The organism is Blastopirellula marina, assembly GCF_002967765.1.
GTDB lineage: Bacteria > Planctomycetota > Planctomycetia > Pirellulales > Pirellulaceae > Bremerella > Bremerella marina_A.
In genome coordinates this window covers 92,356-111,059 of record NZ_PUHY01000012.1, presented here as the reverse complement: position 1 = coordinate 111,059, position 18,704 = coordinate 92,356, and the positions used below count along the sequence as shown (strand labels likewise).

General features: G+C 54.0%; 14 protein-coding genes. 8 read left to right on the top strand and 6 right to left on the bottom strand.

The window, feature by feature from the left end:
- The first annotated feature begins 91 nt into the window (after positions 1-91).
- Positions 92-799, top strand: a complete 708-nt coding sequence (gene gmhB / locus C5Y83_RS16780; RefSeq protein ID WP_105330926.1) for a D-glycero-beta-D-manno-heptose 1,7-bisphosphate 7-phosphatase — start codon at positions 92-94, stop codon at positions 797-799.
- Here the strand turns inward: gmhB and C5Y83_RS16775 are convergent.
- On the bottom strand, positions 747-1,562 hold the full coding sequence (locus tag C5Y83_RS16775; RefSeq protein WP_146117806.1) for a hypothetical protein: 816 nt from the start codon (positions 1,560-1,562) through the stop codon (positions 747-749). The genes gmhB and C5Y83_RS16775 overlap by 53 nt on opposite strands.
- A 357-nt stretch (positions 1,563-1,919) precedes the next feature.
- On the opposite strand from C5Y83_RS16775, the gene C5Y83_RS16770 reads away from it, so the two are divergent.
- The 4 genes from C5Y83_RS16770 (at position 1,920) to C5Y83_RS16755 (ending at position 9,096) form a co-directional block, all read left to right on the top strand.
- Entirely contained in the window at positions 1,920-3,110 is a 1,191-nt protein-coding gene (locus C5Y83_RS16770) for an SGNH/GDSL hydrolase family protein (RefSeq protein WP_105330924.1), read from the top strand.
- 61 nt (positions 3,111-3,171) lie between these two features.
- Positions 3,172-6,642: a PVC-type heme-binding CxxCH protein gene (locus C5Y83_RS16765; RefSeq protein ID WP_105330923.1), complete on the top strand. Its 3,471-nt coding sequence runs from the start codon at positions 3,172-3,174 to the stop codon at positions 6,640-6,642.
- Between the two features lie 120 nt (positions 6,643-6,762).
- A complete protein-coding gene (locus tag C5Y83_RS16760) occupies positions 6,763-7,959 on the top strand; it encodes a hypothetical protein (RefSeq protein WP_105330922.1) in 1,197 nt (398 codons plus the stop codon).
- A 9-nt stretch (positions 7,960-7,968) separates the two neighbouring features.
- Positions 7,969-9,096, top strand: coding sequence for a DUF6268 family outer membrane beta-barrel protein (locus C5Y83_RS16755; RefSeq protein WP_146117805.1), 1,128 nt, complete (start codon positions 7,969-7,971; stop codon positions 9,094-9,096).
- Positions 9,097-9,107: 11 nt separating this feature from the next.
- Here C5Y83_RS16755 and C5Y83_RS16750 read toward each other — a convergent pair whose 3' ends face one another.
- The 5 genes from C5Y83_RS16750 to panB form a co-directional block, all read right to left on the bottom strand.
- Complete coding sequence (locus C5Y83_RS16750; protein WP_199195064.1) at positions 9,108-9,590, bottom strand: DUF4112 domain-containing protein; 483 nt, start codon at positions 9,588-9,590, stop codon at positions 9,108-9,110.
- A gap of 190 nt (positions 9,591-9,780) precedes the next feature.
- Positions 9,781-10,686, bottom strand: coding sequence for a hypothetical protein (locus tag C5Y83_RS16745; protein ID WP_105330920.1), 906 nt, complete (start codon positions 10,684-10,686; stop codon positions 9,781-9,783).
- A gap of 10 nt (positions 10,687-10,696) precedes the next feature.
- Positions 10,697-11,551, bottom strand: coding sequence for a YceI family protein (locus C5Y83_RS16740; RefSeq protein ID WP_105330919.1), 855 nt, complete (start codon positions 11,549-11,551; stop codon positions 10,697-10,699).
- Between the two features lie 97 nt (positions 11,552-11,648).
- Positions 11,649-13,709, bottom strand: a complete 2,061-nt coding sequence (locus tag C5Y83_RS16735; protein ID WP_105330918.1) for a thioredoxin domain-containing protein — start codon at positions 13,707-13,709, stop codon at positions 11,649-11,651.
- 58 nt (positions 13,710-13,767) lie between these two features.
- A complete protein-coding gene (gene panB, locus C5Y83_RS16730) occupies positions 13,768-14,577 on the bottom strand; it encodes a 3-methyl-2-oxobutanoate hydroxymethyltransferase (RefSeq protein ID WP_105331878.1) in 810 nt (269 codons plus the stop codon).
- 263 nt (positions 14,578-14,840) lie between these two features.
- On the opposite strand from panB, the gene C5Y83_RS16725 reads away from it, so the two are divergent.
- From C5Y83_RS16725 to C5Y83_RS16715, 3 genes are all read left to right on the top strand, one after another.
- Positions 14,841-15,641 carry a hypothetical protein gene (locus tag C5Y83_RS16725; protein WP_105330917.1) on the top strand — a complete coding sequence of 267 codons (801 nt, stop codon included), beginning with the start codon at positions 14,841-14,843 and terminating at the stop codon, positions 15,639-15,641.
- A gap of 216 nt (positions 15,642-15,857) precedes the next feature.
- Positions 15,858-17,318 carry an RtcB family protein gene (locus C5Y83_RS16720; RefSeq protein ID WP_199195063.1) on the top strand — a complete coding sequence of 487 codons (1,461 nt, stop codon included), beginning with the start codon at positions 15,858-15,860 and terminating at the stop codon, positions 17,316-17,318.
- Positions 17,319-17,425: 107 nt separating this feature from the next.
- Positions 17,426-18,682: a sialidase family protein gene (locus tag C5Y83_RS16715; RefSeq protein ID WP_105330915.1), complete on the top strand. Its 1,257-nt coding sequence runs from the start codon at positions 17,426-17,428 to the stop codon at positions 18,680-18,682.
- Positions 18,683-18,704 lie beyond the last annotated feature (22 nt).

Below are 18,704 nucleotides of genomic sequence, written 5' to 3'. Positions count from 1 at the left end.
TGAAGATTGACCTTGGGGAAGCCATGGGAAAACGGTAAAACTGCCCCCTCGAATTGGACGAGGAACTGGATCCACCGCACGGAATGCTGGCATGACGATCGATACCAAAATCTGGACTGGCCCAGGACGCCCCGCGGTCTTTTTGGACCGCGATGGAACGATCAACGAGGAAGTTCAGTATCTCAGCTCACCCCACCAGTTGCGGCTGATTCCGGGTGCTGCCCAGGCAATTGCTCGTCTGAATCAAGCCGGCATCCCTGTCATTGTCGTCACCAATCAATCGGGTATTGCCCGCGGTTTTTTTACCGAAGACGAAGTCGAAGAGGTTCACAACTACCTTGATAAGTTGTTGGCCGATCAAGGTGCGTCGATTGATGCGTATTACTATTGTCCGCACCATCCGGCGGCGATTGTCAAACAGTATATGGTCGACTGCGAATGCCGTAAGCCGCGAGCTGGCATGCTGAGTGCCGCAGCTGCTCAGGAGAACGTGTCTCTCGCCCAGGCCTATCTGGTGGGGGATAAGCGATCCGATCTTCGAGCGGCCGTGAGCGCCGGAGCTCGTGGAATCTTGGTTCGCACTGGTTACGGAAAAGAAACCGAACAAGAGCTCTTGCGTGAGGCAGAAGCGACAGGAGCGGCCCTCGTCACGAACGTCGTGGACGACTTGACCGCTGCGGTCGAGCAGATCCTAGGGACTGTTAGCCAATCGCAGCCACAAGGGATCAAGCCGCCCAAGTTCGCTGCTAGTTTTCGTCACTATCGACCGGAGATAGGTCAACGTTACCCACGTTCGTAGGGGCGACAGGCTCGCTGCCGGGAAGCGGCGGAATTTGAGCGCCGATCTCACCTAGTAATTCCGTTGCCTGGGTCGCCATCGAGATCTCTTCCTCGAGCGACAACACGTCTGGGCCGTCTTCTATGTCGGATGTATCCTCTCGGGGTGGAGCAGGCTGCTCCAGCGGTTCTTCGACCACCACTTCCTCTTCCGTAGGCGGTTGTTCGATTACAGGAGGCCTGTCCGCCGTTTCCTCCGCTGGGGTGGTTTCAGGCTCAGGGAACTTGTCGATCGAGATCTTTTCGACCGTTAGTTCGATTTCCTCTTCTTCTTCAGCGGGAGTGGCGTTGTCTCCGCGAGCGTATTTCTTCATCTCAGCGGTACGAAACTGTTCGGGAAAAACGATATACGCTTGAGCTGGAAACTTCTCTGCCAGTTGCAGCGGGTCTTGCTTTAAGACCCAAAGCACAATCAGGTACGCTAACGTAAGTCCGACCAAGCCACCCACTACCACTTTGACGAGCTCTGCGGCCATATTGGGTTCGGGGCGTTTCGGTCGACGGGGAGGGCGAGACGAATCGATCTTCGCCATTGGTGGGACGTCACTCTTGAGCGAGCCGGTCTCTTTGAAGCGAAAATCGGGATCCGCTTCGCGTGCTTCTTCCCCTGCGAGAACGTATTCCGTCGCATCCGCCAGATTGGTGGGCATCACGGTATGCCCAATCGCTCCAGGGCCAGAAACGATCTCCGCTTCCGGTGGGAGTTGATCCATGATCTCATGCATCGGGAATTCTTCACGGCAACGAGGGCAGCGCACGACCGATTTCACCTGAGCAGTCGCTGGGATGCGGATTGAATCGTGGCAACGTGGGCAGGAACTCAGCAGCATGTGAGACTCCGGATGGACTTCGTTTCGTTGGGCCGTGACGACCTAATGGGAGTACTGGACGTAACCCCCAAGACGATCTTCTAGTTTAACACGAATGTGACTCTAGAGATGAATTCGGGCAAATTGTCACCAATTATTTCCAACGTGAGGTGGTCTAATCGGCCTAGCTGGAAGTTCTGTTTTCGGCGGGCTAAACTAATATCTCCTACCTAACTCACCCCATTCTCCCATCAATCCGCTCGAATCTGGAGCATGCCTGTGTTTCGTACACCGCTAATGTCTCGATTGCTGCTACTGAGTGTTGCGATCGTTCTTTCGCTGTCTTTAGGAGAAACCCTTCTCGCTCAATCGGAGAGTGAAAATGACGGCGAGAGGCTTGAGCTTCGCGATGGTGATCGGATTGCGTTGATTGGGGGAACCTTTATCGAACGCACTCAGTACCACGGCTACTTCGAACTCGCTATTCAGATTGCCAATCCTGATAAGAAACTTGCGATTCGAAACCTCGGCTGGAGCGGCGACGAAGCGACGGCGATCTCACGTGCCCGGTTCGGTGATCAGAAGGAAGGCTACAACCATCTGATGAAATCGGTTGATCTGGTTAATCCGACCGTCATCCTCGTTGGTTACGGCACGAACGAAGCCTTTCAAGGGGAAGCCGGATTGGAGTCGTTCAAGGCGAACTACACGAAGCTGCTTGATGACCTTCAGAAGAAGACGGAGCGGATTGTATTGATCACTCCACCGTTGATGGAAAAGCATCCTGCTCCCCTGCCCGACCCGGCCGCGTACAACGCGAACGTCAAGTTATATCAGCAAGCGATCAAGCAGTTGGCATACGATCGTGGCTATCAGTCGCTTGATCTCACGGAGTTGAGCGGTGACATTACAAAGGTTACGGCAGAGAAGCTTCCGCAGTATCTGACGAGTAACGGTCAGCACTTCACGAATGTTGGCTATTGGTATCTTTCGCAGAAGATGGCTGACCTACTTGGATTTGAAACGACGTACGACCATACCGTTAGTGCAGCCGGCGAACTTTCCGGCAACTGGGATCTACCTTATCCCCGCTCTCCTACCGGAGAGTATCAAGATCGGATAGTTCTCCATGTAGAAGGGCTCTCTGCCGGAGAGCATACGATTGGTGTGAATGACTATCCAAAGGTGGCCGCTTCAGCCGCTCAATGGGATAAGTCGGTCCAAGTCCCCGCCAAACCACTTATGGAAAAGACGGAAGAGCTTCGCCAGGCGATCTTGCGAAAGAACCAACTCTTCTTTGATCGGTTCCGTCCGCAAAACGAGACCTACCTCTACCTGTTCCGCAAACATGAACAGGGCAACAACGCGGTCGAGATTCCTCAGTTCGATCCGCTGATCGAAGAACAAGACCAGAAGATCTTCGAGCTGAAACAGGCCGTTCCGGTCACCGTTCACATCGACTAACCGGCCCACCTCATCCGACTTGCTTCGAATCACCTACCTCCCTTGTGAGATAAACGTCCTCATGCTCCGCCCTGCTCTTACATTGCTGTTGTTGCTGATCGCGATGCCTACCTTGGTGTGGGCTCAGCGAGATCTGAAGGTCATCCCCGATACGAATCCTAACGTCGAACAGGAATCGTTCACCGTGGCGGAAGGGTTTGAAGTGAACCTTTTCGCGTCCGATCCGATGATCGCCAGTCCGATTCAAATCAATTTCGACGCCCAAGGTCGATTGTGGGTCGCTTCCAGCGAAGTCTATCCGCAAATCGAACCTGGCCAAGTTGCCAACGACAAGATCATCATGCTGGAAGATAGCAACGGCGACGGTACGGCTGATAAGTCAACGGTCTTCGCCGATGGCCTACTGATTCCGACTGGCGTACTTCCTGGTGATGGTGGTGTGTACGTTGCGAACAGTACCGAACTGCTGCACATGAAAGATACCGACGGTGACGGCAAAGCCGACGAGAAGCGAGTTGTTCTTTCAGGGTTTGGTACCGAAGATACCCACCACATTTTGCACACGCTGCGGTGGGGCTACGACGGCATGATGTACTTCAATCAATCGATCTACATTCACAGCCACATCGAAACTCCACACGGCGTACGTCGTTTGAATGCTGGCGGCATCTGGCAATTCCGTCCCGAAACGATGGAACTGGATGTGTACTGCCGCGGGTTTGTCAATTCCTGGGGGCATCACTTCAACCAATGGGGAGCTGATTTCGCAACCGATGGTGCCTACGGTGAAGGGATAAATTACATCTTTCCAGGAGCTGTCTACGTCACGGCGGCAGATGCTCGGCGTTTAGTGCAAGGTTTGAATCCAGGCAGCCCGAAGCATTGTGGTCTGGAACTCGTTGGTGGTTCGCACTTACCAGCCGATTGGCAAACGAGCGCCTTAACCAATGATTTCCGCGCTCATCGTGTCTGCCGATTTGTGCTTGAGGAGGATGGTTCCGGGTTCGCGAGTCGTCAGGCTGAGGATGTCATCAAAGCGAATCACGGCGCGTTTCGCCCGGTCGACGTCAAAATGGGACCGGACGGGGCGATCTACATCGCCGACTGGTACAACCCGATCATTCAGCATGGCGAAGTTGATTTCCGCGATCCTCGACGCGACCACGTGCACGGTCGCATCTGGCGTGTGACCAAGAAGGGGAGTCCGCTTGCCAAGCCAATGAACCTGGAAACTGCTTCCGTCGAGCAATTGTTGGCCTCGCTCAAGTCGCCTGACATGTGGGTTCGCACACAAGCAAAACAACAACTCAAACAGCAACCACGATCGGAAGTCTTGCCGCAGCTTGCTACCTGGATGAAGTCGCTGGCGAAGGATGATCCCTCGACGGCTCATTACTTCTTAGAAGGTTTGTGGGCTTATCAAGCTTTGGATGAGGTCAACGAGCCGCTCTTAAAAGAGATGCTGGCCTCCCCGAACCACAATATTCGCGCAGCTGCAGTTCGGGTTGCCTCGCAGTGGCATGATGAGATTTCGAGCCCATTGGTGGTTTTCACTGCCGCAGTTCGCGATGAAAACCCTCGGGTTCGCCTGGAAGGTGTGCGAGCCTTGGCGACGGTTCCTAGCCCAGAAGCCATGATCGTTGGTCTTGAAGCCACACGTGAGCCGATGGATCGTTTCCTCGATTTTGCTGTCTGGCAGTTAGCGAACGATTTGGCTCCCCAGTGGGTGCCGGCACTGCAGCAAGCAATCGCCGATGGAAACACGAAATCGAAGATTCTGGAAGATGCCAAGGCGCATCCGGCCAGTTGGGCATTCGCTATGGAAGCCATTCCTGATGCCGCCGTTGCGGAGGCTGCGATTGCGATCGTTCCCTCGGACGATGCACCAACTGCCCAACGCCTGGTGCAACTGGCGGCACAGCGTGGCGATGCCGCGTTGCTAGGTAAGTTGTTCACTTCGATCTTGCCGGGTGGTAACCGTGCTGAAGAGGATGGACAGATTGCCCCAATCTTAAAGTCGTTCCTAGTTGCCATGGAAGCTCGGAAGACGAAGCCGGAAGGAGACCTCGCGAAGATCGAGAGCCTATATAGTTCGTCCTCGCCCGAGGTTTCGGCCTTGGCATTCGATACCGCGATTGCTTGGAATGTCGCCTCGCAAGACGTGGTGCGTTCGTATGCAGCAGGCGAGAAGGATTTGCCTCCGGCAGCTCGTGTGGCGGCCGTTCGTGCACTCGCTAAGATTCCGGGACAGCCCACGGCCAAACTATTGGTCGATCTGATCAACAACAAAGATGCCAGCCAGGAAGTTCGCCTGGCCGCACTCGAAAGCCTTGCTGCGTTTGCCTTGCCGCAAGCGTCGAATCAGGCCGCAGCACTCCTTGTGAAAGAAGGCAACGATATTCCGGCGACGTCCATTCTGGCTCCGTTTATCAGCCGCAAACAAGGACAAGTTCGCCTGGCCGAGGCATTGAAGGGAAAGACCTTGGCTCGTGATCAGGCCCAGCTCGCTTTGCGTGCCGCACGTAGCAGTGCTCAGGCTGCACCGGAACTAATTGAAGCGATTCAAGCTGCCGGTGGTTTGACTGGTGGCGTGCGGCAGTGGTCGGACGAGGAACTAGCCGAGATCACAAAGCTGGCCATGACATCGGGTGATCCACATGCCGGGGAAAAGATCTTCCGCAAGGCAGAATTGAACTGTTTCAAGTGTCATGCGATCGGTGAAGCCGGCGGAAAGGTTGGCCCGAACTTGATCAGCTTAGGGGCAAGTGCCCAGCCTGATTACATCGTCGAGTCTCTTTTGCGACCCAGCGCCAAGGTGAAAGAGAATTTCCACTCGCTGATTATTCTGACCGATGAAGGCAAAGTTCTAACCGGAATTCCCATTCGTGAAAGCAAGGACCTCCTGGTCCTGCGTGACGGTGAAGGACGCGAGATGGAGATTGCCAAGGAAACGATCGACGATCGCGCTGAAGGACGCTCACTGATGCCGGACGGATCGATCGATGAGTTGACCACTCAGGAAATCGTCGACCTTTCTACCTTCCTGTCGAAGTTGGGCAAAGATGAAGCATTCTCGATTGGAAATCAACGTTATCTACGGAAGTGGAATACGTTGGCTTATAACAACGAATCGAATCGGGCAATCAATCGGACCAGCAACAATACGGTTGCCGCAGGGAACCCAGCGTTTGTTTGGAATCCGATCTTCAGTCAGGTAGACGGTGGAGTGCCTTTGGCAGAACTGCCCGTCTATCAGCCCCATCGCAATCAGCCTCCGTTTGGCTATCTGCAAACTGACATTGAAGTCGCGACCGGCGGAAAGTTTCAGCTGTCGCTAGAAGGTCCCGAAGGGCTCTCGGTATGGCTGGACGGAAAGCCGGTTCCGACGGCCGATACGCTGGAAGTCGATTGGCAGCCAGGCACCCATAAGTTGACGCTAGCAGTAAATCTGGAAGCCCGGCAAAAGCCTGTCAAGGTTCGCGTCATGGAAGAGAAGTCCACCGGTCGACTGGCCACCACCAGCGAGAAATAAGGTGAGACATTGAAAATGGGGCAATCTTGCCTTGACCTGCAAGTTGCCCCTTTGGTAGTTACACGCTCCGGTCCAGCTAATTAATATCGTCACGTGTTGACGGGGGACTTGAGCGAAATCGTGAAAAAAATTTCTCATCTGCCGTTGGCCAGTTTATTGGTGCGCTCGCTGCTAGCCCTTGTCGTGTTATCGACAGGAAAAGTAGCATGGGCCCAAGCGACGATTGCGCCTGCCCCGCCAAGCGGCACAGCGGGGGCATCGATCTCAGGTTGGGATCCGTACGCAACGACGCCGCAGTACGGCAACTTCAGCGCACCTTCCTACAGCGGACAAGCCTATGCTTCTCCGCCGCCGACCAGCAGTTACGCTCCGCCAGCAAGTTATCCACCGGCCCCGTCGACGCCTCCGTCGAGCTTTGCAACCGGTCCGAACTCGTTCTATCCACAGCAGCCACAGCCACTGTACCAGCCGGCGCAACCCTTTGCTCAGCCACAACCGTCGTACCAAATCCCGTACGAACGGTTCATGGAAAATCTGTCGTTTCAGTACACGTTCCTACCACGATTGAGCGATCAGGCAGACACGCTTGGGATTCAAGACTTTGAAACCTCGGTGACCGCTCTGTTCCCAAATTTTCTGTTCAGCGAGCACCCGCTGTTGGTGACACCGGCGTTTGTGCTGCACTTGTGGGACGGTCCATCGACGATGGTGCAGGACCTGCCAGGGAACGCTTACAGTGCTTACTTAGACTTCGCCTGGAACCCAGAGTTAACACCACGCTTGTATGCCGAGCTTGGCTTCCGTGCGGGTATCTATACCGACTTCGAGACGATGAACACCGACAGCTTGCGGCTTCAGGGGCTGGGTGTCGGCAACGTTCGTTTGACGCCGACGATGACTCTGAAAGCAGGAGCCGTCTACATCGACCGCTTGGATGTCAAAATCTTACCGGTGGTTGGTATTCTCTGGGAGCCCGATAGTCTGACACGATTCGATATCACGTTCCCCTATCCACGGCTTTCCAAGTACTGGACAACTTTCGGCGATCGCAAGATCTGGTGGTATGTCGGCGGTGAGTATGGTGGAGGAAGTTGGACGATTCAGCGGTACGACTTCAACACGAATCAAGACGTCAGCGACCAAATCGATATTAACGACTATCGTGTCTTTATTGGATTGGAAGCGACGCACCCGAATCGCCTGCGGGCCTACGCGGAAATTGGCTATGTGTGGGATCGAAACCTCTTGTATCGTTCCCCCACGCCAAACCTGAAAGTGGATGACACCTTGATGCTACGTTGCGGGTTCAATTTCTAAGGCCGAGCTTTGAAGCAATCACACTCCTTCGCTGCATTACTACTGCTGGTTGGTTTTCTTTGGGGACTAGCAACGCCGGTGCACGCGCAAGCTCAACTGTGGGCTCAACGCGACATTGGTACCGTCCAGCGAGAAGGTAGCTTTCAGCCGATCGATCGGATACCAGCAACGGAAGTCTTTCCAGGCGGTTACGAATTACCCCCTTATCCAAGGAACGGAAAGCCGGGAAGTCCTCCGGTTCCAGCAAAGTTGGTCGCGGAGAATCCGCCAGAGTTAAATATGATCTCGGAGGATGTCGAGAAACAAGACGCATTGTTTCTGACCGAAGACGAGGTTTTTACTTCGCGGCCGAAACTAAAGCCCTCGAAAGATGGCGTTCTGCAGACGTTGGCAATTCAAAGTACTTGGATCGCTGGCAGCGGTGACAACATCGGAATCACGGAAGTCAGCGGCAGCGCGACGCTGGGGTTTCCAGCGCCGACACGAGAATCACCGCTGTTGGTGACTCCTGGCTATGGAATGTTCTTTCTCGTTGGTCCGGATTCGGTTCAAGCCCCAGCCACACTGTATCAGGCTTACTTGACAACAACCTGGATGTCGCAGCTTTCACCAAAGTGGGGAACCGTACTCTCGGTCACGCCTGGTGTTTACAGCGATTTCCAGATGACCAATAGTGATGCCTTCCGAGTGAGCGGAATGGCAATCATGTCGTACAAATCGACCGACACGCTTCAGTTCCTACTGGGGGTCGTCTATCTCAATCGAGACGACTACTCGCTTCTTCCGGTGGCAGGGCTAATCTGGACGCCGTCGGATGATTACCGTCTAGAACTCACATTTCCTAAACCCCGTTACTTACAGCTATTTAATTACGGGGATGGCTATGAAGACTGGTGGTATGTTGCCGGCGAATTTGGCGGTGGTACTTGGAGTGTCGAACATCCACTCGGGCAGAACGACGATCTCACGTTGACCGATTACCGCCTACTCATCGGCATGGAACGCAAGACCGAGGGCGGCGGTAAGTCATTCGTCGAGATCGGCTATGTATTCGGTCGCAAAATGGAATACAAATACGATCCTACAACGCTCGACATGAGCGACACGGTTCTCCTCCGCAGTGGTTGGTGGTATTAGGCTGCGGAAAGTTATTTTACGCCTACCTCAGACTGCCCGCTCTCTCGCTCGATGCGATCAAGTTCTTTCTCGAGCAATCGCATGTTGCGGCGGTTGGCGCGAAAGCCGATATCGGCCAAGTCACCCACCAGTGGCACAAGGCCCACGACGAAGTCGGTTAGCACGTTGCCAACCATCTTGACCATCGTCCAGCGCGAAGCACCTAGCCGTTTCGCCTCCCATAGGAAGTAAGCTGAGACCGCCGTGGTTGTGGCATCACCGACAAAGGGAACAAGGCCTAGAACGGCATCCCAACCCAACGTGATGTTTGTGCCTGGGATCTTCACGGCGTCGTCGAATAGATAAGCGATCTTGCGAAGTCGAGCAATCAGCTTCTGCCGATCTTCTTTCGACAGTGACTGTAGACGTTTATCAATCTTCTTGACCGCCTCCGGCGAGCGAGGACGTCGGGGGGCAAGGTGAGCGGTATTCGGGCTAAGGTATCGCATGGTCATGGTAACTCTTCCCTTGATGGTTTCAGGCACGATGGCTGCCGAACTCATCATTTGCAATCGCTATACCAAGGTTTAGCGAAATTGAGAGGAAGAGGAGCAAAACGATGCTAATGCGTTTCTATTTCACGATTTGCAAACAATCGCAAATTCGGAAGATTTGGAGGGACGAACAAGCTTGGCTGGAATCGAATCACTCTGGCATCGTTTCGACAACCGCCATCACTACAGCAACCGTCGACGGAATCGCGGCCGCCAAGACAACCGATATCGCATGCAGTTTGGGGAAGCGTGTGACTGAAATCAAACGCTCGGCGATCAAAGAAAGAAGAATGCCCGCCAAAGGTAGCCAGTAGCTGAGAAAGGGAACATTGCTGAACGAATTCGTTTGCGCGATCAGCAACATGCCTGCCAAAAAAACGACCATTGGCAGTCCTAACCCACGAAGTAGCGGTCGCCGCATGACGAACCCAATTAACGTTAGACCCAAGACGACCGCGAACGATAACACGGTGATTTGAGCGAATCGCATGCTACCTGATCGAAACACGATGCCCGCGGTTGCCAAGCTGCTGCCCAACAGGACTACGGCAAACGGCCACGTATCCAGTTCTTTGGAATGATCCAGCTTCACCGATAGAATAAAACAACCGACACACCAACATACGAGATAGGTCCAATAGTCTGGCCAAAGATCGTCCCAAGTAGGCATCAGAAAATAGCCGGTTGCTACGATGGTTGCCGCATAGGCAATCGGTAATACGATAAACCGAACCGCCCAGTGCTGGCCAAAGAAACCGACAATTGTGGAGACGAGAATCGCCAGGCCAACTCCAGCGGTGATCCACTCATAATTGGCTTTCGGCATCCACGGTCCCAGGTTGAGAACGAAGTAACCGACGCCGGCACCGAGGGCCAGAGGCAAACACGTTTCCCAGGCGAAAACCTGTTTCGTCGAAGACGCTTCCGACGTATCGGTACCCGTTGAGTGGTTCGCCAGGAAGAAGCGATCGGCGAGAATCGCCAACAACCAGCGGAGCCCGGCCGCCGATAAGAGCGGAACGGCGAGGCCCCAGATAACGTCTTTGGTGATGTCCATTAACTTCGTTCTACTTGCCAACCTTGATGGTCATGGTGACATCTTTGTGGACCTTGTCCGGGCTATAGTCCATGCCGAATTCGAGTCGATCGATGACAAACTCAGCTTCAAGCTTCACGTCTTTGCCTACGGTTACTTTTGCCGGAAATGTGATCGACTTGGTGTTCCCTAACATTGTCAGGTCGCCTGTGATCTTGGTACCGTCGTCGCCGTTTTCGATCTTGGTGGTTTTGAAGGTCGCTTTTGGATGTTGGCGAACATCGAAGAAGTCAGCGTTCTTTAAGTGGTTGGTCAAATCGGGAATGCCTGCGTCGAGCGAAGTGGTTTCAATGGTCACTTCAACGGAAGTCAGCTTGTCACCATCCGCTTTAGCGGTACCGCTAAACTTGCCAAAATTACCGGTACGTGGTTTCGGATCGTCACCGACGTGGGTGCCCACGAACTGAATCAGCGTATTGTCGGGCGTCAATTTCATTTCGACGGGACCGGATGCTGCGACCGAAACGGTCTCGGTTGCTTCTGGCTTCTTCATTTCTGCTCCCGATTCAGGAGCCGGTTTTTCTTCTGTCGAGCCATCGTCGAGCAAACCTTTCACTGAGTCGGCAGGTGTCGGCTGGGCCGCCGCAGCGGGATCGACTCCGTTCAAGCTTTCCGCCTTTGGTTCTTCCGCCGGAGCTTCGGCTGGAGGGGCAGGTTTTTCTTCAGGCGACGCTTTGGTTGTTGGTGGTGGAAGCGTATCGTTGGTTGCGGCTGGCGTTGTCGAATTTGTGTCTGACGTGTCGCCACTATCTGGCTCTCCGGCAGGTGGGTTACAGCCAACGCAGAAGAACCCGGTGATTATCAAGATTCCCAGTAGTCTCATCATCTCTTTGTTCCTCTTAATATTGGTTGATTGACTGGAATGGTTCGCTGGCGAATTAGCGGCGATCTATGCACGACCGTCATTAAACCATAGCCCACGGTCACTTGCCATTCGCGGCAAGGTCCGACAGGTAACTCACTGCGGATACCGGTGCGTGACACTGGAAATTCTGGCAGGCATAAATGGTCGCTTCACCCTCGATCGGTTTCTTACCGGCGAGAAGTGATTTCAAATGTTCGCTCGTCGAAGTAACACCAAATTGTGCGGCCAGGAGTGTGCGGGGAAGGTAATTGGAATGCAACTCGGCGATCCGATCCTTCACCGAAGGGTCGCTCGCGTCGGCTGCGAGGACAACTTGCTGCACGGGGCTTTGAAGAAAATCGTAAGCGATCAATAACTGCCCGGCGGCAATCGGGTGTTTCTGTAAAACGTCGGCCCCTGCGACGATGGTTGCTTCAGCCAAATTCAACAGTTCGTCGTCGCCAATCAGCTTGCCAAGCTTCGCCAGGACCAGGGCGGCCATACCGTTGCCGCTCGGAATACTGTTGTCGTAGAAATCTTTGTTCCGCGCGATCAATGCTTCGTGATCGTCGGCGGTGTAGAAAAAACCACCATCCTCTTGGTCGTAAAAATGCTCGATGGCAATTTGCATCAAGCGGTGGCACTCGTCCAGCCAGTTCTCATTGAAGGTCGCTTCGTAGAGAGCAAACATCGCTGATGCCAGATAACTGTAGTCGTCCAAGTATGCAGGTAGTTTTGCTTTACCATGACGATACGTGTGCAGCAAACGCCCGTTTGCATCGGTCATCTTGTCGGTCACAAACTTCGCCGCACGCGAAGCCGCTTCAAGATAGCTTGGTTCGCCCAATGCTGCACCTGCTTTCGCGAATGCTTCGATCATCAGACCATTCCAGCTCGCCAAGATTTTGTCGTCTTTGCCGGGGCGAACGCGATCGCAACGTGCATTGAATAGCACTTGCCGGGCGTTGGCCATTTCTTCAGCGAGTTCCTCCTCGGAGGTTCCCAGTCCTTCGGCAATATGCGCGAGTGGCTGCTTGAGGTTCAGAATGCTGTGCCCCTCGAAGTTGCCAGACTCGGTCACATCGTAAACCTGGCAGAAACGTTCCGCGACAATTTCGTCGCCCAATAGTTTATGAATCTCATGGGGCGTCCAAACGTAGAACTTCCCTTCTTCACCTTCGCTGTCGGCATCTTCGGTACTGTGGAAGCCACCGGCCTCGTCGGTCATATCCCGCAATATATAGTCGCACGTTTCGCGAATCACTTGAGCATAGCGTGGCAGTTTGGTTAAACGGAATGCGTCAACGTAGTTGTTGACCAGCAAAGCATTGTCGTACAGCATCTTCTCAAAGTGAGGGACAAGCCATTTCGCGTCGACGCTGTACCGAGCAAAGCCACCGCCAAGATGATCGTAGATGCCACCCATGGCCATTTTGTCGAGCGTGGTGAGGGCCATCTTTAAGGAGTGTTCGTTGCGTGTTTCAACGTAGTTTCGCAAAAGAAGATCCACGTTCATGGTGTGCGGGAACTTGGGAGCTTGCCCAAATCCACCATGGCGATCGTCGAATGATTGCTCCATCTGGCGGACCGCCATCCCAACGCGACCTGGGGCTATTTCGACCGATTCGGCCGAGCCAGTTCCGATGCTTTGGAGTCGCTCGGTGAGTATGTCTGATTGCTGTCGAGCCATCTCGCGACGATTGCTCCAAGCATCGACCACGGCGCGGATGACTTGATCGAAACCGGGCATGCCTCGACTTGCCGTCGGTGGCCAATAGGTTCCACCGAAGAATGGCTTGAGTTCTGGGGTCAGAAATACTGACATCGGCCAGCCCCCCTGACCTGTCAGTAGCTGGACCGCGTTCATATAGATTTGATCAAGGTCAGGCCGTTCTTCTCGATCGACTTTGATGCAGACAAAATGCGCGTTTAAGTAATCAGCAATTTCCTGTGACTCAAAGCTTTCGTGCTCCATAACATGGCACCAGTGGCAGGCCGAATAGCCGATCGAGAGGAAGATCGGCCTGTCTTGGTCTTTGGCAACCTGCAGTGCCTCTTCCCCCCAGGCAAACCAGTCGACCGGATTGTTGGCATGTTGTAGCAAATAGGGGCTGGACTCGTGCTCAAGTCGGTTCGGCATGTTCGGTGCTCCTTAGCGCGACGTGCCGCCGCACGGTTTGAGATTCGGCGAGTAAGGCTTAGCGGAACGAATGTTCCGGCCCAGGGAATTCCCCCTTTTGAACGTCTTCGCAATATTGGCGGACGGCGTTGGTAATCGACTCGCCGATACCGGCATACTGCTTCACGAAGCGAGGGACATGCCCCGAGGTGAGGCCAAGCATGTCATGCAGCACTAAGACTTGGCCATCGCAGGAGGTGCCAGCGCCAATTCCAATGGTCGGAATGGGGATCATCTTTGTAATCTCGGCAGCGTACTCCTGAGGGATACATTCCAGGACGATACTAAACGCACCCGCATCCGCTGCGGCCTGAGCATCGTTCATTAGGCGTTCGTGATCGCGTTGAACCTTGTAACCGCCCATCTGGTGGACAAGTTGCGGTCGAAGGCCAATGTGGGCCATCACGGGGATGCCCGCATTGACCAGACCTGAAATCACCTCAGCTTGATCGGCGCCCCCTTCGAGCTTAACCGCTTGGGCCCCCGTTTCCTTCAAGATTCGACCCGCGTTACGAATCGCTTCGTGAACGCCAAGCAGGTTCGAGGGGAACGGCATGTCGACGATGACCAAGGCGTTGGTAACCGCTCGGGTGACCATCTTGGCATGGTAAATCATTTCATCCAGAGTCACCGGGATCGTCGAATCATGCCCCTGAACGACCATCGAAAGGGTATCTCCGACCAGAATGGCGTCGATTCCGGCTTCGTCGATCAAACGGGCCATTGGGTAATCGTACGCAGTAAGGACCGTTAGCCTTTTGCCTTCCGTCTTTCGGGCAACGAATTGAGGAACGGTCAGTCGAGCACTCTTCGCGGGGTGCGTGGACATGATTGGGGCTTTCTGTGCAAGTGTCGAACCTGTCAGCACTTATTTTCGCGGCAAGGTGCCGTGGGGACAACCGGCAGTGGAAGAGTCAAACCGAAGAATTTGCCGATAGAAGTCAAGGATTATTCAACAGTTATTGATCAAAGTAGAATTCAAGGCGGTAAGGTATCTTTCAAAAAAATTGGCATTTCCGCCTTGAGAGCGTTATTCTGTACAGATAACAACCCTCCGTGCTTCTCCCCCACTTGGTGCTATTCAGGACTGTTATGTTTCGCCACTCCCCTTCTCTTGCCTTGTCGTGCGCACTCGTCACCCTACTCACCGTCTCCCCGCTCCTTGCACAAGCTCCGGGCTTTCAGGGACAAGCAGCTCAAAAGAAGCCGGAGAAGAAAGAGATTACCGGCAAGTTGGCCGACGCTCGTGGTAAATACATCAAGCTGACGCCTGAAAAAGGTGACGAGGACTGGGTGATCTTGGTCGACTCGAAACCCAATGAAATTACAATCCGAGGCGAAGCGGAAAAAGGCTGGGTCCGGCAAGGTATGCTGGTGACCTTCGACGCCACAGTTGACAAGAAAGGGGTTGGCCAGGAAGCGGTGAGCGAGATTAGTGTGTTTCCCCCAGGCCCAAGTATTGTGATGGGAGTTAGTCAAGCGGACGCTTTGCCGACACTTGGCGATGATGGAGGCAGTAGTTCAACGGAAGAGACCGCTAAGGTGACCGTTGTTGGGCGACTAACTAGTATTGCCCGTGACGGACGCTGGAACGTGACGGCTGGTCGAGCAAAAGTATTGGTGGAAGTCGCGGAAGACGCCAAAATCAAAGTCGAGTTGCACGAGCCCAGCCTGATTCAAATTGGCGATAAGGTAAAAGGGACGGTTTGGTATACCAGTGAAAAGGATGCCACAATGAAGGGTGAAGTCGAAATCGAAGCCGCCAAACTATTCACCGCCCCAGAAGATCCCAAAGAGGCACGCCGCAAGAGCCGTCAGCAGAAGAAGGAAGAGCAGGAAGCCGAAGCGGAAAAGCCCGGTGAAGCGAAGAGCATCTTCGATATGTCGAACTAGTTCAGGCGGAAGATATCACGAGACAACAAAGGTCGGACATCGTGGGAACACGACGTCCGACCTTTTTCATGCGCGGACGATGCGAACCTTGGCACTTGCGTAGTGTCCATTTGCGAATCCAGGCCCGTTGTTACATGATCGCAGGAACTCCCTATCAACGAATTAAATCGCATCGACTCGAATCGACTGACGCTCGACAATCCGTATGGAATCGACGTGACCATTTTCGCTAACGAAAAGGTCCCGATCGAACCGGCGGCAGTGCGAGAATTAAACTCGATGCTGACACTACACGAGACGGTAGAAGCTGTTCATGCGGTGATGCCGGATCGCTTTGCGGAAGTGCCGCTGATTCGAAACGTTGCGCTAACGCCCGACTTTCACAAGGCGAGTGGGATACCTGTGGGAACTGTCTTGGAAACCAGCGGGTTTGTTGTTCCCCAGGCAATTGGCAACGATATTAACTGCGGCATGCGTCTGCATCGAACCAATCTTGATGCCGACGAAGTGAAGCAGCGAGCTGACGAATTGGAAACTGCATGTCGTTCGATGTTCTTCGAGGCTGGGCGAAGAATTCCGATGGCCTGGGAGCATCGGGAAGCGATGTTGCTCTCGGGGATTGAAGGCTTATTCGATGTAGTGGATGCCTCGTTCGATGAGGGAATGTGGAGTTACTTTCATCGAACGGACCGAGAGGATACTCTCTCGCGTATCGACCGAAATGGCAATCTTCAAGCAGGTAACATCTATGGCTTGGAAAGCTTGCTGGGAAAGCCGGGCCGTATCTCCCGAGATAGCCAGATTGGCTCGATCGGCGGAGGGAACCACTTTGTCGAGTTTCAACGCGTCGAACGTATTCTTAATGGTCAGGTAGCCCACGCTTGGGGGCTTGAAGCGGGAATGGTAACGGTGATGGTTCACACCGGCAGCGTGTCGGTTGGCTACGCGTGCGGTAGTTTCTATCGCAGCAAAGTCCGTGAGGTTCATCCGACGGGCATTTCTCATCCTGAGAACGGTATCTACGTTCTACCTATAGCGCCCGACGTGGATGACACCGGCGCAATCTTCTGGGATACGATGTCCAATGCAGCTAACTTTGCTTTCGCCAATAGGATGTTTCTGGGGCTGATGGCCTGGGCAAGTCTGGAACAATGCCTTGGAGAGACGACCTTCGATCTTATTTATGATGCCCCCCACAACATGATTTGGAAGGAAGACAAAGATGGACACGAAACATACGTGCATCGCAAGGGAGCCTGTCCGGCGCGTGGTTACGATGCGATGGCTGACACACCGTTTGCCCATTACGGCGAACCTGTCTTGGTCCCTGGTTCGATGGGGGCGAGTAGCTATTTGTTGGCAGGTAATGGATTCGCCGGTACCAATCAAAGTGCCGCTCATGGAGCGGGTAGGGCCGTTTCGCGGGGTGCGTCGATGAAAGGGTTTGAACGTGAGTTTGAGGCATTCATGCGTCAGTTCCGTGTGGTGACACCCGTCGATTTTCGTCGCCAGGAAATCAGCCAAAGACGCGATATCATGCAAAAGAAGCTCGCTGAACTTCGGCAGGAGGCCCCTTTTGCTTACAAAGGAATTGGACCGGTGATTGAGACAATCAAAGACGCCGGCATGGCGCGACCGGTCGCCGAGTTACGGCCAATCATGACTGTGAAAGGATGAGCGATCCGCCTTATTGAATTCGACGGCGTGTGGAATTTCTCGCAATGGCCTTGGTTCTGGAGTAAAACAAGAGTCCACGCAACTCCTACCCGCCAGGACCTGCCTCCATGATTTGTTCGAATTCGCTTTCCCGCCGTGGTTTTCTGGCCACTGCCGCCGCTTTGGCCTTACCTATCTCCTCTGGCAACGCCGCTTCTTCCAGGGATTTGATTCAAGGAATAACTCGCGAAACATTGTGGAAGAATCGTGACGGCAATTCGATCACGTGGTTTCATCCGCGGGCTTGCCTGGTTCCACGACCGTCGGCTGATCCACTGGTATTGATGACCTTGCAGCAGATCAGCGGTTCCGACTATTTCGGACCGGTGCATTGGACTTCAACCGAAGATCAGGGAAAGACATGGACCGATCCTGTTGAGATCGAAGGCTTCGGACGCAAACCGGTTGAAGGTCACGCAGGGCTTGAGGAGGGGGTATGCGACGTCGTTCCGCAGTATCATCCGCAAACCGATACGACGTTGGCTTTGGGGCACTGCGTATTTTATCGTGGCCCCAAGTTTTCGCGCGGCGATCAGTTGTCTCGCTTCCCGATGTACTGTGTTCGATCGGCGGACGGAACGTGGAGTGATCGTAAGAAGCTGCTGTGGAACGACCCGCGTGGCAGTCACATCTATACCAACAATTGTGGTCAGCGCGTCGTGCTGCCAAATGGAGATATTTTGTTGGCGTTTACTTTTGGCGCTGGAGAGAGTCATCGAATGGTGGCCGGAGTCCGTTGCGGTTTCGACGGAGAGACGCTGACCGTTAGAGAAGTCGGGCCGCCGCTCGAAAATAAAGTCAAACGAGGTTTGCTCGAACCATCAATGACCGAGTTTCAGGGACGCTACTACTTGACCATTCGAGCTGAAGATGACCGTGGCTACGTATCGGTTAGTGACGACGGTTTGAACTGGGAAGCGAAGCAAGCTTGGAGTTTTGACGACGGCGAGCTGTTAACAATGTCGACCACACAGCAGCACTGGATGACCCACGCGGACGCTTTATATCTGGTGTACAACCGAAGGGCAGCGAACAACACCGGTGTCATGCGGTGGCGTTCTCCGCTGTTCATTTGTCAGGTTGATCCGAAACGTCGTGTGCTGTTGAAAGAGACGGAACGTGTAGCCTTGCCCTTGGTCGGCGATGGCGTCAACGCTCCGAACGAAGTCGCCTTGATGGGGAACTTTCATGTCGTGAATGCTTCGCCGAGTGAGTCGTGGATTACCGTTGGCGAGTGGTTACCCAAACACGGTGCCCGAGGGAACACGCTGTTGGCGAGAGTGGCCTGGTCGCGCCCCAATGGAGCGTTGGCGAAGCTTAAGTAGAGCCTTGTTCGACTCGCGATGA

Excerpts from the sequence above, each read along its gene's own strand:
- gmhB (WP_105330926.1), top strand. The coding sequence starts at position 92 with ATGACGATCGATACCAAAATCTGGACTGGCCCAGGACGCCCCGCGGTC.
- C5Y83_RS16775 (WP_146117806.1), bottom strand. The coding sequence starts at position 1,562 with ATGCATGAGATCATGGATCAACTCCCACCGGAAGCGGAGATCGTTTCT.
- C5Y83_RS16770 (WP_105330924.1), top strand. The coding sequence starts at position 1,920 with ATGCCTGTGTTTCGTACACCGCTAATGTCTCGATTGCTGCTACTGAGT.
- C5Y83_RS16765 (WP_105330923.1), top strand. The coding sequence starts at position 3,172 with ATGCTCCGCCCTGCTCTTACATTGCTGTTGTTGCTGATCGCGATGCCT.
- C5Y83_RS16750 (WP_199195064.1), bottom strand. The coding sequence starts at position 9,590 with ATGACCATGCGATACCTTAGCCCGAATACCGCTCACCTTGCCCCCCGA.
- C5Y83_RS16745 (WP_105330920.1), bottom strand. The coding sequence starts at position 10,686 with ATGGACATCACCAAAGACGTTATCTGGGGCCTCGCCGTTCCGCTCTTA.
- C5Y83_RS16740 (WP_105330919.1), bottom strand. The coding sequence starts at position 11,551 with ATGATGAGACTACTGGGAATCTTGATAATCACCGGGTTCTTCTGCGTT.
- C5Y83_RS16735 (WP_105330918.1), bottom strand. The coding sequence starts at position 13,709 with ATGCCGAACCGACTTGAGCACGAGTCCAGCCCCTATTTGCTACAACAT.
- panB (WP_105331878.1), bottom strand. The coding sequence starts at position 14,577 with ATGTCCACGCACCCCGCGAAGAGTGCTCGACTGACCGTTCCTCAATTC.
- C5Y83_RS16725 (WP_105330917.1), top strand. The coding sequence starts at position 14,841 with ATGTTTCGCCACTCCCCTTCTCTTGCCTTGTCGTGCGCACTCGTCACC.
- C5Y83_RS16715 (WP_105330915.1), top strand. The coding sequence starts at position 17,426 with ATGATTTGTTCGAATTCGCTTTCCCGCCGTGGTTTTCTGGCCACTGCC.